Here is a 15,059-nt window from a genome sequence, read left to right as displayed (position 1 = left end):
CTTGTAATATGTCTTTTACTAGACCTGAAATCAGTAAAAGGTGTAGCAATTTTATATCAACCCCACAAAGGATGTATAAACCTATGTCCTCTCTGTCTGAAATTGTGCAAAGTTTTGATGTCCGTCAGTTGGGAATTAACCCTAACCATTGGTATGTGGTTGCACGTAGTGATGAAGTTACAAATAAGGCATTGGGAATCATGATTTGGCATCAAGCGATCGCACTTTATCGAGACAGCCAAGGACAAATTCACGCACTGGAAGACCGTTGTCCCCATCGACAAGTTAAACTCTCTCACGGAGAGGTAATCAATGATGAATTAGAATGCGCCTATCATGGTTGGCGTTTTAATGATCAAGGTGAATGTGTCGCAGTTCCTTATCTAGCTACAAATCAAAAACTGCCAAATTGCCAAATTCGGCGTTACCCAGTCAAAGAACAAGATGGTTTTATTTGGTTATTTCCCGGAGATCAACCACCACAGGTAGAGCCGCTAGGTTTACCAGAATGGGATCATTTAAACTATATCGCTACAGTTTCAGTGATTAATTGCCAGGCTCATTATTCTTATCTGATTGAAAACCTGATGGATATGTATCATGGACACTTGCATCAAGATTTACAAGCTTGGGCAGAAGCTACACTCCAAGATATTGATGAAGATGACCACCGTGTAGACGCTCATTATCAAGCCCAAAGTTATTACAAAATAGATAAAATTTGGTCTATTTCCCAGTTATTCTTTCCCGCACTACGACGTTTACATCCTGAACCCCTCGATGTCAGTTACATTTATCCTCATTGGGTGTCTACACTAGGAAAGGATTTTAAAATTTATTGTTTGTTGTGTCCAGTGAGTGCAACTCAAACCAAAGCATATTTAATTCATTTCACCTCATTAAACGCTTTTTGGCGATTACACAAATTACCAATATGGTTTCGGCGATTTATCAAAGATAGCTTGTTTGGTGCAGCCCAAAAGTTGCTCGATGGCTTGGTTGTGCAAGATGTCCAAATGATTGAGGAAGAACAACAAGCATATTTACACAATCCCCAAAGACGAAATTATGAGTTGAATCGGGCGTTAGTGAGTGTGCAGAGGTTGATGAAAAATCAAATTAATTCGTAATTCCTAATTATAGCGTTTTCTAGACTGCTGAGGTACAAATCTCTGCGTACCTTTGCGTTTTACTCCGCGCCCCTCTGCGTTTCAAAATATTACCCGTACCTCACTTAACTCGAAATCACTATAACGATCGCGCACAATAGAAATAAAAGCCCAACATGAACCAGGTAGACTACCTCCGCATTAGTTTAATAGATCGCTGCAATTTTCGTTGTCAGTACTGTATGCCAGAGGGGTCAGAACTCGACTATATCCTTCAGCAACAGCTACTTACTGATCAGGAATTGCTGACTTTAATTGCAGAAGTTTTTATTCCCGTTGGTTTTACTCGTTTTCGGTTGACTGGGGGTGAGCCTTTACTGCGTCCCCGTGTGGTAGATTTGGTGAGAGCGATCGCCTCTTTCCCTGAAACTCAAGACTTGGCGATCACAACCAACGGCTTTTTACTTGCTCCCCTAGCTCAAAATCTCTATGATGCTGGTTTGCGACGCATCAATATTAGTTTAGATTCCCTTGATCCCGATATCTTTGACCAAATTATTGGCAATCGCGGCCGTTCTCGGTGGCAAGAGGTTTGGGAGGGGATTCAAGCCGCTTATCGTGTAGGTTTTGACCCTTTGAAGTTAAATGTAGTGGTGATTCCTGGGGTTAATGACCATGAAATTTTAGATTTAGCCGCTTTAACCATTCATAAACAGTGGCACGTCCGATTTATTGAGTTTATGCCCATTGGCAACGGTGATTTATTTAGCGATCGCGGTTGGATTTCCTCGGCTGAGTTACGCCAACAAATCCGCGATTGCTGGGGCTTGACAGAATCTCAAGTTTGTGGTGCAGGCCCAGCCGATGTATTTCAAATTCCTGGTGCGAAGGGGACACTAGGATTTATTAGTCAAATGTCAGAATGTTTTTGCGATCGTTGTAACCGGATGCGTCTGAGTGCCGATGGTTGGCTCAGACCATGTTTATTAAATGAAAGCGGTCAAATCGACTTAAAAACTGCTCTGCGTTCTGGTGTGAGCATCTACCAGTTACAGGAGCAGGTAAGAAATTTATTGGCAATTAAGCCAGAAATTAACTTTAAAGAGCGTGAATCTGGGACTACAGGTACTTACAGCCGCACCATGTCCCAAATTGGTGGTTAGTCATTAGTCATTAGTCAATAGTCATTGGTCAACAATCAATTAACTTATTGACTGCGGACTATTGACTGTGGACTATTGACCAACAACTACGCTTGACGTGAGTAGTATTCCACAACTAACAGTTCGTTAACTTGGAGTGCCACCCATTCCCGTTCAATCACACTATTGACCTTACCTTCCAATTTGTTTTTATCAAACTCTAAGTGGTTAGGCAGGTTTGCTAGACCGGGATATTGTAAGTTTGTTTCCACCAATTTGCGGGATTGCGCTCTGTCTCTGACAGCAATCACCTCTCCCGGACGAGTTTGGTAGCTAGCGATATTCACTACACGACCATTAACTGTGACGTGACCATGATTTACTAACTGACGAGCGGCTGGGATGGTAGGGGCCATACCCAAGCGGAAAACTGTATTATCCAAGCGCATTTCTAGCAGTTGCAATAGCACTTGTCCAGTAGAACCAGTTACCCGTCTAGCTTTACGCACATAACGTAATAGCTGCTTTTCGGTCAAACCGTAGTTACAACGCAGCTTTTGTTTTTCTTCTAACCGGACAGCATATTCAGAACGTTTTTTGCGGTTCTGGCCATGCTGACCTGGTGGATAAGCGCGTCTTGCGCTCTTACGAGTTAATCCTGGCAATTCGCCTAAGCGACGTACAATTCTAAGCCGTGGCCCTCTGTATCGGGACATGAGTTTCCTTAATCTAATCCTGTTTAAATTTTACCCAGACATACTATTATAAGTAACTGCCATTGAGAATTGCAAAAATAATTTCCTCAACTCAGCAAAAAAGTCAATAATCAGTTAATAGTTGTTCTTCCCTACACCCTTACACCCCTAAACCCTTACACCCCTAAACCCCTAAAATTAAATATTTTTCTTCCTGTAGTTTAGTTTTGCCTGATTTGCCAAAGATTTGTTGCACATTTGAGGTAGCATAACTTTGGGCGTTTGAAGCACCGTAATTTGCATCACAAAGGTTAGTGGGGAGAAAATCAAAAATGACCTTTAAAAATCGTCTAATTCGGCTGATAGCACCAGTTTTGGCTGTAAGTAGCGGTGTGGGGATGAGTGTCCCTAGTCTGGCTACGAATAATGATTATCAGGCTTGTGCAGGTAGGCTTTTAAGGTTGGGATTGACTGAACAAGCAGTATCACAAGCTTGCGCTCAGGCTTTGCGGCCAAGAGACTTATCGGCGTGTGTCGTGTTTATTGACAAACGCACAGAAATTAGTCCTAGTGATGCCTTAAATGTCTGTACCAAAGCCAGACGACCCAGAGATTTAGCCACCTGTGTAGTTTCAGTTAGTAAGAATACTCAGGAATCAATTAATCCAGACGTGTTAAATTACTGTGGGCGTAGTTTGTTACCAGTACGCTTTGCTGAGTGTGTGATCGGTTTACGTCGTGAAACTCAGATTCAGCCTAATCAAGCATTAAATACTTGTATTGATGGTAGCGATCGCATTAGTATTTATGCACCCGTATCGCCTTGAGTAATTCGTAATGGACTGCGCCCTGTTATGCTCTAAGGTAACTATGGCGCAGGCTTTACGTAATTCGTAATAGGCTCTGGCTACGCTAATAGCTCGTATTGATTATTTATTGAAATTATCAAAGTGTTCGTCTCAAAAAGGCGATGAATCGCAGCCCTTCCTTCAAAAAGGATATAGTAGAGTTGGGCTTATGTTTTGTCTAACTCTTCTTGTTGCGCCTGTAAAAAATAGATTTGCTTAATCAAATCATAGTGACAAACGAACAGCAACACAGACGATAGCCATCTGCTAGTTCAGCAAATATATCTAATTCAGATGCTGCTTTTTGAGTATTACATAGCACAATCTGCTTATAGCTGCTATGCAGATGCTCGTTTGTGATGTTTGCGACTGTTGTTTGTTGAGTTGCTGATTGTTCGGTGAGGTGAAAAAATCACGGGCTAGGATTTGTATTTAGTCTTCTTTTCTACCAAATACCATCTGTAAAATCATCGGGATGCCACCAGCTTGATGATATTTGTCTGCCCAAGCTCTGATGATTTCGTCTAATTCCTCCATTGCCTGATCCCATTTTTCTGGGGGTACGTCTAGCTCTTCTAAAGCACGCATGGCATTTGGTCTTCTTTCAGCCCAATCTTTCATCATGCGGAAATACCGAGCTGTATCTTCTACCATGATGTAGGTACGCTCTTGGTCATCTGCCGGAGCATAAAAGGGACGAGTCAAGGCGTAAAAAGGCATTCCCCAAGGTGAATCAATTCGTGTCACCGTGCCTGAGTAGAGCAGACGACGCTTGATATGCTCTCCTAAGGCCTCACTTAAGGGCATTTGATGTTCTGGTGGTAAGTCTTCTTGCGATCGCTTATGGAGAAATTCAATTAATTCGACAAATTCAAATGATGTCACTAACTGAGCATCAGGGAGGTTGCTGGGTAATTTCTGCTCAATTTGTTTCTTTTCTTCGCTTGTTAAACTTGTCCCAGGAATCCGGGATCTACCAGGTTGCCAAGGAAATTTTTCCATCCACACATAGGGAAACTGAATCAGATAACGAGGTTCTTGAGAACCTAACATCTTTAACAGTTTGCCTTCCATTAAGGCTTGTCTGACTTCCTCAACGATGATTTTGACTCGTTTTGGCTCTAGATGGTGCAAATGGCCAGTCATCCGCAGATTTTGACCTTGCTCTAGATAAGTCATATAAATCGCACACTTAGCGGCGGTGGCTGCTGCATCTAAGAATGCTCCATGTCTATGCCCACTTGTCCTCATGGCACTGAATGCCAGATATAGCATGATCTGATCCATTGCACTGGGGCCAAGACGTTTAATCAGATCGATGTCGTTACTCATATTACGAATAGGTTGAATAGCACGTATTAGTTTAAAAAAGTAGTTGAAATACATCTCAGGGCAGGTTTGCTCACCACGCCAGAATGTATATTATGAGTTTCGTAAGTAATATTTTGTATTCAAATTAGCCATTCCTCCATACTGTAGCTTTGATACAAGTCGCAATAGTATTGCTACTTGAGTTATTCCTGTATCTTACCGAAAAATCATCAATTAACTGCCTGATTTTACCCATGATACCTTTGTAAGCCACTCAAGAACTATAAATATACGGCTCTAATAAGTAACCTACAGAGACTTTCTTCAGTATCCGGATTTTCTCTACCCTTTATCTAGTAACACTTAGTAATGCTAATCCCAACGAATTTTGGCTACCTACCAAATTTGGGAGATAGCATCACTTTTATATAGTTACTGGAGTTTTTGATTCAGAACTTCCGTAGAATCTGCGAATTGTGTACTCTAGGAAAATTTGCACATAGGCATATTCTTAGAGAACGCAGTAAATTTTCTCTACCAATGTGACTTTGCAACTCGCTTAACACCCGAAAAACCGCAGGTTTAAGTGCCACACTGCTGGCAATTTGGCTCTGTGTTTATTGCAAGAGAGCTAATTGGTGGGAGGAAAAATCACAGATGTTGATCCGGTAGATCGTTAAAATTCTGCCATAAGTTTTATTTACTCACAACATAATATTATATATTTAGCAGCCGTTACATTAAATTTGGATGAATTAATTTATTTTTAATATTTTCGTTTTTAATTTTTAAAACATTTGAGCAACAGCCGATAATTCTTTTGCCTAAATTGTCAAACTTTAATGACATTTACGAGAAAAAGACATGGATAATCAAAAAGCTACAAGTCGTAATAAGTAAGACAAATGGCAAAAAAAAACTATGTAAAGAAAAATAAATTACGTCAAAAGCTTTTGTTACTTTGCAGATGCTCCAGTGATTTGAGATTTGCACAATTCACTGGAGCAAGGGTTTGTGTCTCCTGGTTTATGCTGTTTAAGCTTTTCACCAATTGGTATAGATTCTTTGGTTAAAGTTATACATCAAAAATGTTTAATCTCAGACACGAGGAATATAAAATTAGCTGATTTTTGCTATGTTGATATTTTTTGCTAATTTTTGGGGACAAATAAATACTAGAGTGTCAGTTTTCACTACTGGATGATGGATGGGGATTTCTAATTTTCCCCAAACTAAAAGCGGCTGTTCCAAAGGTAACAAATAACACTCCAAAAACCTGGACAATGTTCAAAGTTTCTTGGAGAACTAAGCCAGCAAAAATAACCGTTAAAATAGGTACACCTGCGCCAATAATGGCGGAGCGAGGCGCACCTAATTTATTAATGCCCAGATGATTACAGACATACCCTACAAGAGTCAAGACACCTAAAATTGCGGCACTTAAAACAATTTCTAGTAGTTTAGACGGGTCAACAGTCAAATTCCAGTTGGGTAAAGGTAACATCAAAAAGATGAAACTTAAAGCCAACATAGTGGCAAAGTTAACAAAGGTCAAAGATACTGGATGGATTTTAGTGGCAGAGGCTCGCGTTAACAGTAAGTAACAAGCAAAAGCGACTCCGGCGAGAATAGCTGTGATTCCGCCAAGGGAATTATTTCCCGACACACCATTAGTAATGGCATTACCACCAAAAACTAGCAATTCGCCGCAGAAAATTGCAGCGAGGGCAGTGGCACGAAATCCACTAGGGCGATCGCGCAACAAAAACCAAGATAAAATACTGACAACAACGGGGTAGATAAAGAATAGAGCGATCGCTGTGCCGGTGGCAACTTGGCCGATAGCAAAATAAATCAAAACTTGCGATAAAAACAAAAAGCAACCGCTAGCAATAATTAACTGTACACCCGTTTGTCGTTTACCACGAGCCGCACCAGATTTTTTCCCTAGGGACTCCTTGAGACTTTGCAAGTCTTGCCATACTTCGGGGTGCATCATGGGAGCTAAAAGCATCATGAGCGGTACTACCACCATTAACCGCAATGTGAGAATTAACATAATGTTGCCCACAGTCGGGGCAATTAAACCTGCTATTTCTAACACAGCAGAGGTTTGAGAAGTTTTATAAAACATCCCCTTGATGGCTACATTGTAGAGGGATGACATGACAGCAGACGCAACTATCAACAAGAAACCAATCTGTACTGGTGATAAGTTAGAGGAAGTACGGGATCTATTGGTAGGAGAAGGTGATCCCCGTTTTGATAGTGGGGTGACTGGTGGTTGAGGATTGTCATTTTGGAGTACGGAGATTGGCTCTTTAACTTTTCCTGTGGTTGAGGAAGATGGTGTTTCCCTAGAAATTGGCTCAGTGAGTTTTTCTGGTGGTGGTGAGGTGATTTTAGTCTCAGGAATCTCCGGCTGTAAAACAGAAATTGGTTCTGATGGTGGTGAGGTGATTTTTGTCTCAGGGATTTCTGGCTGTAAAACAGAAATTGGTTCTGATGGTGAGGTGATTTTTGTCTCAGGGATTTCTGGCTGTAAAACAGAAATTGGTTCTGATGGTGAGGTGATTTCGCTAATTAGTGAAGGGTTTGATTCAGCCGTTTTGGGTGTGGCTGGCGGCACGATAACTGGGGTTGAGGATGGAGATACAGGCGGTTTTTCTGCACTGGTAGCAAATGATTGAGGTTGACTGGCAGTAGTATTCTCTGGGAATGGAGATGTTTCTACCTCTGGCGGTTGTAATACTGTCGGTGGTGATAAATTTACCACTTTGGCAGGAGAGGGAGGTTGAGTTTCCTTCGGCTGTAATACTGTGGGTAGAGACGATTTAGCAACTAGTTGTGAGGTTTCTTGAATAGTTTTGGTGAGATCCCCGCGTAGTTGATTGATGAAATCCTCTAAAATTGTTTCTCCTTGCTGCTGTTGAGTGTACATCCGAGACAGCTGTTGGGAGAGATTATTTTGATAGTTCTTGAGTTCTTGTTGTAGCGAATTAAAGGCGATGGTGAGGTTGTCATCCAGATTACCAAGCATTTTTTCGGCTGCCTCTGGATTGCCACTAATCATATTGCTAGTTTGGGCTGATTTGAGAGCAGCAATTTGATTTTCTGTTTGGCTAGCTATTTTCGCCAAGGATGATTGTAGTTGTGAACAGATATGCTTGGCTAAAGCTTCTGATAACTGACGGATTAATACTTGTTGTTCAGTAATCCGCCTCACTTCTTGTAAATGTTCTTTTTCTTCAACTAATTGCTGAATTTCATCAGCTAAACGTTCTTTATCGCCTTGTAGGCGTTTAACATCTTCTTGTAAAGATTTAAGTAGATTTTGTTGGAGATTTTCTAAATCCTCAACAACAGCCCATAGAGCTGATTCTGCGGCTCTAGATATATCGCCTCGGACTCGTGGGTTGTCTGGTCGCTTCTCAAATCGCCCCATTATTTCTAACCTCTATACACCTTGACGATAAAGCTACTTCCTGTAGAATTTGTGGCACTCATAATTAGTTTCTGGTATTTTCTCAAATAAAATAAGAAATCTTTACAGGATTTATGGATATCAACGCCATTGTGTCATGCTTACCCCAGTATTGGCAAAGCATACTATTTGACTCACAGTTGACTATACTGTGTTTGTTTTCATATCACAGAGCTATCGGGACTCTATCCGTTTGATTTTCAGTTTTTTCTGCCTGAGTAAGATTTTTTTAGGCAAGATTATCTGACTTAAGATAAATACTGGTTATTTTTGTAGCAATAGCAATTAATAGTGCCTTACAAGTATGTAGCTGATTTTTCAACACCTGCTAGGGTTTTTAAACTTACTTGTAATTTTGACCGAATGTAACTTTGATAACAATTTGTAGCTGTAACTGAGAAAGAAATTGAAATCACACTAAATTGACATAGGTAGAGTTGTTGTGAGCTTGTGTAATCACCTATGAATCTCGGCTTGCAATACAAAATCTAAAATCCCAAATTGGGATCACCCCTTAACAGGTATTTTAATGAATTAAATGCCATTTTGCCAAAATCAATTGTAGTTTTTGGATAAAAATTGACATTAAAAAAAAGCAATTCGAGCAACACTAAAGATCACCGCACTGAGAACTGCACTAATAGGAACAGTGACTAGCCAAGCTGTAGCTATATCCTTGAGGGTGTGAAATTTCACTGAATTGGGATCTTGCACTAAACCAATACCAACTACACCACCCACAAGGGCGTGAGAGGTGGAGACGGGTAAGCCCAGGCGAGAGGCGATTAAAATAGTGGTGGCTGTGGCGAGTTCAGCACAGAATCCGCTACTTGGTTGTAAGGCAATAATATTTTCGCCAATAGTGGCAATTACTTTTTTACCCCAAACAGCTAGTCCAGCCACAATCCCACAACCACCAAGGATTAAAACCCACAGAGGAATATTCATACCGTCTGTTGGGACTTGCCCGGTACGATGAATATAAATAATCGCCGCTACAGGTGCGATCGCATTTCCCACATCATTAGAACCATGAGCAAAGGCAACAAAGCAGGCACTTAAGACTTGAAAACGGGCAAATAATTTTTCTAGGGCATTGGGGAGGCAGTGCGTTGCGGAGGTTTCCTCCGTTGTAGCAACTGCCGTCATTGGGCATTGGGCATGGGATTTTTCCCCCTGCTCCCCTGCCCCCTGCCCCCCTGTCTCCCTTGTCTCCCTTGTCTCCCTTGTCTCCCCTGCCCCCTGCTCCCCTGCCCCCTGCCCCCTTGCCTCCTGTAACTGTCGCCAATTTACAAAACTCAGTGTAACGGCGGCTACTGCACCTATGACTAGGGGGATGTCATGGGGGGGAAAGTGAATATCGAATTGGGCAATTAAAAAATTGTTGATGGGTTGAGTAAAAGAAGGTAGGACAATTACGCCGAATGCCCCAATGAGAATTGCACTCAACCAAGGAATCCACTCTTGTAGTTGTTTGATTTGATCAGGTTGATCCAAAATCCAACGTTTGATTTGACTATAGAATAAAGCGGCGATCGCGCCACTGATCACTGGTGTTAAAATCCAACCGATAGTGATTGAACCAATGGTTGACCAATCAATTGCCCCTACGCCTAAAGCTACCCAACTAAAACCTGCGATCGCACCAACTACTGCATGAGATGAGGATACAGGTAAACCCCTGGCTGTAGCAATTTGCAACCATACACCAGAAGAAATTAACACTGTAATCATCCCAGTCGCTAAAACTTGGGGTGTAGCGGCAAATAAGTTGGGGTTAGCTACTTTTGTTGCTAGGGTGGCTGTCACTTGATGACCGAATAAAACCGCACCAGTAAACTCTAATATCCCAGCAATAATTAGTGCCTGCTTCAGAGTAATAGCTTTAGAACCAACAGAAGTTCCCATTGCATTGGCAACGTCATTAGCTCCGAGATTCCACGCTACGTAGAAGGCTATGATGATGACTATAAGTAATGTAATCGGTATTTCCATAGGGGGCAGGGAGGTAGGGGGCAGGGGGCAGGGAGCAGGGGAAGACAAGGGAGACAAGGGAGATTAGGGAAGATAATTTACGATGCCCGATGCCCTATGCCCGATGCCCTATGCCCCATTCCCTATGCCCAATTTAGGGATAAATGAGGATTTTATAAGTGTCTGGTGTAGGTGCGATCGCTTGATCTACGGCTGCTGATAAATCTTTTAGGGGGTAGCGATCGCTGATTAAGGCTTGCACATCGATGCGACGATTAAATACAATGTCGGCCGAGAGATTTTGTAGGCGATAGGATGAGCTATAACTCCCCATTAAGTCGATTTCTCGACGGTAGAGAATGTTGGGATTAATGGGAATCTCTACTTCATCGGGAAATTCGGCGAAAAATAGAATTTTACCGCCTTTTCTTGTGCAATCTAGGGCTTGAAAGAAGGCTTTGTCACTGGGGACAGCTAGTAATGTGACATCAACACCTAGTCCGCCTGTAAGGGCATGAATTTTCGCTGCTAAATCGGGATCACGGGCATCAAAGGCGGCTTCTGCACCGACTTTTAGAGCTTTTTCGATTCTAGAGGGTAATAAATCGGTGGCGATCGCTTTTGCCCCGAAATATTTCACCAACATGATAAACATTAAGCCAATTGGCCCTGCACCAGTTACCAAAACTGTCTGTCCTGGGGCAATTTGGGCTTTTTTGACGGCTTTTAAACAACAGTTGGTAGGTTCAACAAAACTGGCTTCTTCAAAACTAATATTTTCGGGGATGGGTATTAATCCACCATTCTGCACAATATGCCCAGGGACTTTCACATACTCCGCAAAGCCGCCGCCACTAGGGTTAAAACCTGCGGTGGTGGAGATGTTTTTATAGACATCGCACATGGAGAAATTATCATTCATGCAGTAGGCACAACGCATACAGGGGATGTGGTGCATGACTGCTACCCGTTGTCCTACCTGCCAGCCTACCACTTCTGAACCTACTGCCGCGATCGTTCCGGCGGTTTCATGGCCAAAGATGCGCGGTGGTTCATAGAGAGGATAACGAATTTTTTTAATATCTGATTGACATAACCCAACTACTTGCACCTGTACCAAAACTTCATCCGGTTTGAGACTGGGTACGGGGATTTCTTCGTAGGAGAGTTGATTTACACCTCTAAATACCTGTGCTTTCACGTTGATTTTTCACCGCTCAACGTTACTAGATTTAACATTAGTTGTCTACGTTCTGCTACAAGGTTTCAGATTTTTGATTCAAAAGATAAAACTTTGCTAGAAAAGTTAGGTATCTGTTTTTTTAAGCGTTCGAGTAGTTGAACGACTGTCTGAGGATTTCTTTTATAGTTTTGGCATTGTTCCCACACTACCTGAGCCATTGCTGGTGGGGATTTATCGAATAGATCACAAAGAAAATCATCTGGTGATTGTGCTTCGATATTAAAGGGAATCAAAGCTTCAGGCTGAAAATCTTTGAGGTTATTAGTAACAATAATATCAGCTTTAGCTATAATTGCTGCTGCCAGCACATGACGGTCTTTGAGGTTATTCGTCAAAACTTGTTCTATTTCGCAAGTTACTTCAGGGAGCATGGCTTCAGGAAAAGCTACTTTAATTACCTGCTCTAAATTCTTAGCACCTTCAGCAGAAATTTTTCCCCTTTTCACTAGGTTGCCCATTGCTTCATCTAAGATTTTTTGTGTCCAATAAGGGTTATACAATCCAGCTTCAGCAGTAGATAATAATGTATCTCGCAAATACATGGGAAATAAAACACAGGCATCTAAGATAACTCTGGACATACGTATTTTAGTAGATACACCCGACTTTAGCGGGAAACTTGGTAGCCTCGCATCTTTAGATCGAGGTGGAAAAGTGACTTGTGCAACTTTAGTTGCAGTCAAAAAAAATGGTAAAATAACAGAGTGAGTAAGGTAATACTCCTGCACGTTGAAGCTTCTTAGTACGGCGAACTCCCGGCATCTTCGGAATCGCATTGAGTCGATATCCCAAGAATGTAAGTAATGGCAAGTAGCTGAGTGTACCGCAACATTGGCTTAGTGGAGAACCCCGGAAAGCATTTAATTAATTGAATAACGTAGCTGCAAGACTCATGGGTGTCGTATGTTCAGTGATGTCGAGCAGGTAGTGGGACTTTTGACTGTCCCTTCTAAGTGCTTCTTGGAGAATCCCCCGACTTTTTGCTTAAACGAGCGTAGCGAAGTTTAAGCGGTCGGGGGAGTGTCAAATAATTAATCATCATCCTCATACAAACCAGCTGCTTCTGTCATTTCAATTAGTTCTTGTAATAGTTGTCTGCGCTTAGTATCTCGCTCCTGTTTGTACTTCATTAAATCATCAAACCGCACACGCCTATGTGTTCCCACCTTAATGTAAGGAATATCACCTTGTTCTAATAATTTAATTAAATAAGGGCGGGAAACATTGAGTAAATCAGCAGCTTGTTGGGTTGTGAGTTCTTTCTTTTGTGGAACTATAGATATAGCTTCATCTGATGCGATCGCCTGAATAACTTGATGCAAAACCTGAGCAACCGCATCGGGAATCATCATGTCTTCCCCGTTCGCACTAACTAACTTGAGATGAGAACCGTCATTTTGTAGTATACGAGCAATTTCTTTGATAGATGGGGCTTCTGATTCTTTTTCTATCAATGGCTCTACAGATAAGGTTTTTCCAGGAATAATGGCAGTCATATTTAGTTATTATTAATGCTGTCCCTAAATTTTAATACTACATAAACACAATATCCACAACGTAGGACATTTTTTAATTGTTGATATTTAGTTGTGCTTCCCCTACACGGGTACACGAAATTTTGTGTGGGATTTCTAGCTAAGTATCCAAAAAATTACCCTCCACACTCCCCACACTCCCCACACCTTTTTTCTCTCACTCCCCCTACACCCTATTGGCATATGCAAGAGTAGGGTTAAAATACAAACATTCTGCTGTGCGAATCGCCTAATATGTTGGGTCAGTTACTAGATGGACGCTATAAAATCACCAAAGTCTTGGGTGCTGGTGGTTTTGGTCAAACTTTTATCTCTCAGGACACGAAACTGTACGACAGTCTTTGTGTCGTCAAGCTACTCAAACCAATGGCAACTGATCCCATGACATTACAAGTTGCTAGGCGATTATTTCAATCAGAAGCACAATTACTGCACAAGTTAGGGACTCATGACCAAATTCCCCAACTATTGGCGCACTTTGAAGAAAACGAAGAATTTTTCCTTGTACAACAATTTATTGATGGTCATCCTATCAGTGATGAACTGACACCCGGCAAAAAGTTGAGTGAAGCTTACACCATTTCGCTGTTACAAAATATTCTGCAACCATTAGCTTTTGTCCATCAAAATCAAGTCATTCACCGGGATATCAAGCCACCAAACCTGATTCGCCGCAAGAGTGACGGTAAAGTTGTGCTAATTGATTTTGGGGCGGTGAAACAAATTAGTACGCAGGTCGTGACTGGCGAAGGTGTGACTAAAATGACTGTGGGTATTGGGACGGCTGGTTATATGCCCAGTGAACAGAGTCGCGGTAGCCCAAGGTTAAGCAGTGATGTATATGCGGTGGGAATGATTGGTATTCAAGCTTTAACGGGATTATTGCCCCATCAATTAGAAGAAGATATCCAAACGGCAGAAATCCGGTGGCGACACTTGGTACAAGTCAGCCCAGCTTTGGCGGATGTTATAGACACAATGGTACGTTACGATTTTCGGCAACGCTACCCATCGGCGGTAGAAGCTTTAGCCGCCTTGCAGCAGTTGGGGAATCCTTACGCACCGACACAAACACCGACTAATCCAGGGTATACACCAACACAACCTTTTAATTCAGCACCACAGCCACCAATTAATTCTCAGCCTCCTTTATATTCCCCTCCGCCTCCAGTTCCACCCCAGTATCGTCAAGAGATACCACAACCGTCTCAGTCGGCTGCACCTGCTGTATCTGCGGAACGCCCCAAGGTAGGGTTAGGTTTTTATTTCCAATGGGTATTAGTTAATGTTGTGGGTTTGATTGGCGGATTTATTTTTGCTGCGATCGCCTCTGTCATAGTAGAGCCTATCTTCGGTACAATCTTGAGTTATCAAGCTGTAGCTGCAACCATGGCCTTAACCATTAGCTTCATGCAATTACTACTGCTACGACAACACATTCCCATATCTCAAAAATGGTGGCTATTAGGAACTACTTTAGGGGCTTGTATTTCTCTCATCCTAGCCCATACCATATCTGAGGATTTGAATGATTTAATGGGAGTATCCGTAGCTTTAGTAGGTTTCATCGTCGGCATTATCCAATGGTGGCTGCTGCGGCAATTTGTTGAGCAAGCCGGCTGGTGGATTTTAGTTAATACTTTATTTGGGTGGATAGGTGGTATTCTTTCAGGCGCAGTCTTAGTATTGTTGTTAAAAAATCCCAAAAACTTGTAATA

At 41.9% G+C, this 15,059-nt stretch carries 11 protein-coding genes; 4 read left to right on the top strand and 7 right to left on the bottom strand.

The window, feature by feature from the left end; translation table 11 throughout:
• The first annotated feature begins 83 nt into the window (after window positions 1-83).
• Together ACPZ3T_RS22630 and moaA are read left to right on the top strand one after the other, a co-directional pair.
• Window positions 84-1,130, top strand: a complete 1,047-nt coding sequence (locus tag ACPZ3T_RS22630; protein ID WP_490271704.1) for an aromatic ring-hydroxylating dioxygenase subunit alpha — start codon at window positions 84-86, stop codon at window positions 1,128-1,130.
• Window positions 1,131-1,285: 155 nt separating this feature from the next.
• On the top strand, window positions 1,286-2,272 hold the full coding sequence (gene moaA, locus ACPZ3T_RS22625; RefSeq protein ID WP_490271703.1) for a GTP 3',8-cyclase MoaA: 987 nt from the start codon (window positions 1,286-1,288) through the stop codon (window positions 2,270-2,272).
• Between the two features lie 86 nt (window positions 2,273-2,358).
• Here moaA and rpsD read toward each other — a convergent pair whose 3' ends face one another.
• Window positions 2,359-2,967, bottom strand: coding sequence for a 30S ribosomal protein S4 (rpsD, locus tag ACPZ3T_RS22620; protein ID WP_490271702.1), 609 nt, complete (start codon window positions 2,965-2,967; stop codon window positions 2,359-2,361).
• 311 nt (window positions 2,968-3,278) lie between these two features.
• Between rpsD and ACPZ3T_RS22615 the strand changes: the two genes are divergently transcribed.
• Window positions 3,279-3,773: a hypothetical protein gene (locus ACPZ3T_RS22615; RefSeq protein ID WP_490271701.1), complete on the top strand. Its 495-nt coding sequence runs from the start codon at window positions 3,279-3,281 to the stop codon at window positions 3,771-3,773.
• Window positions 3,774-4,226: 453 nt separating this feature from the next.
• On the opposite strand, the gene hetR is transcribed toward ACPZ3T_RS22615, so the two are convergent.
• The 6 genes from hetR to ACPZ3T_RS22585 form a co-directional block, all read right to left on the bottom strand.
• Window positions 4,227-5,126 (bottom strand): heterocyst differentiation master regulator HetR, encoded by a 900-nt coding sequence (gene hetR, locus ACPZ3T_RS22610; protein ID WP_490271700.1) that lies wholly within the window; start codon window positions 5,124-5,126, stop codon window positions 4,227-4,229.
• Window positions 5,127-6,288: 1,162 nt separating this feature from the next.
• Window positions 6,289-8,550 (bottom strand): EamA family transporter, encoded by a 2,262-nt coding sequence (locus ACPZ3T_RS22605; RefSeq protein ID WP_490271699.1) that lies wholly within the window; start codon window positions 8,548-8,550, stop codon window positions 6,289-6,291.
• A gap of 624 nt (window positions 8,551-9,174) precedes the next feature.
• Window positions 9,175-10,584, bottom strand: coding sequence for an inorganic phosphate transporter (locus ACPZ3T_RS22600; protein WP_490271698.1), 1,410 nt, complete (start codon window positions 10,582-10,584; stop codon window positions 9,175-9,177).
• 133 nt (window positions 10,585-10,717) lie between these two features.
• Window positions 10,718-11,764: a zinc-dependent dehydrogenase gene (locus ACPZ3T_RS22595; protein WP_490271697.1), complete on the bottom strand. Its 1,047-nt coding sequence runs from the start codon at window positions 11,762-11,764 to the stop codon at window positions 10,718-10,720.
• A gap of 65 nt (window positions 11,765-11,829) precedes the next feature.
• Window positions 11,830-12,387, bottom strand: a complete 558-nt coding sequence (locus ACPZ3T_RS22590; RefSeq protein WP_490271696.1) for a VapC50 family PIN domain-containing toxin — start codon at window positions 12,385-12,387, stop codon at window positions 11,830-11,832.
• A 450-nt stretch (window positions 12,388-12,837) separates the two neighbouring features.
• Window positions 12,838-13,302, bottom strand: coding sequence for a helix-turn-helix domain-containing protein (locus ACPZ3T_RS22585; RefSeq protein ID WP_490271695.1), 465 nt, complete (start codon window positions 13,300-13,302; stop codon window positions 12,838-12,840).
• Window positions 13,303-13,575: 273 nt separating this feature from the next.
• On the opposite strand from ACPZ3T_RS22585, the gene ACPZ3T_RS22580 reads away from it, so the two are divergent.
• A complete protein-coding gene (locus ACPZ3T_RS22580) occupies window positions 13,576-15,057 on the top strand; it encodes a protein kinase domain-containing protein (protein WP_490271694.1) in 1,482 nt (493 codons plus the stop codon).
• Window positions 15,058-15,059: the final 2 nt, after the last annotated feature.

Source organism: Aliinostoc maniaoense (assembly GCF_058172895.1).
The sequence above is the reverse complement of the archived record's forward strand: the minus strand, read 5'-3'. Positions and strand labels throughout refer to the sequence as shown.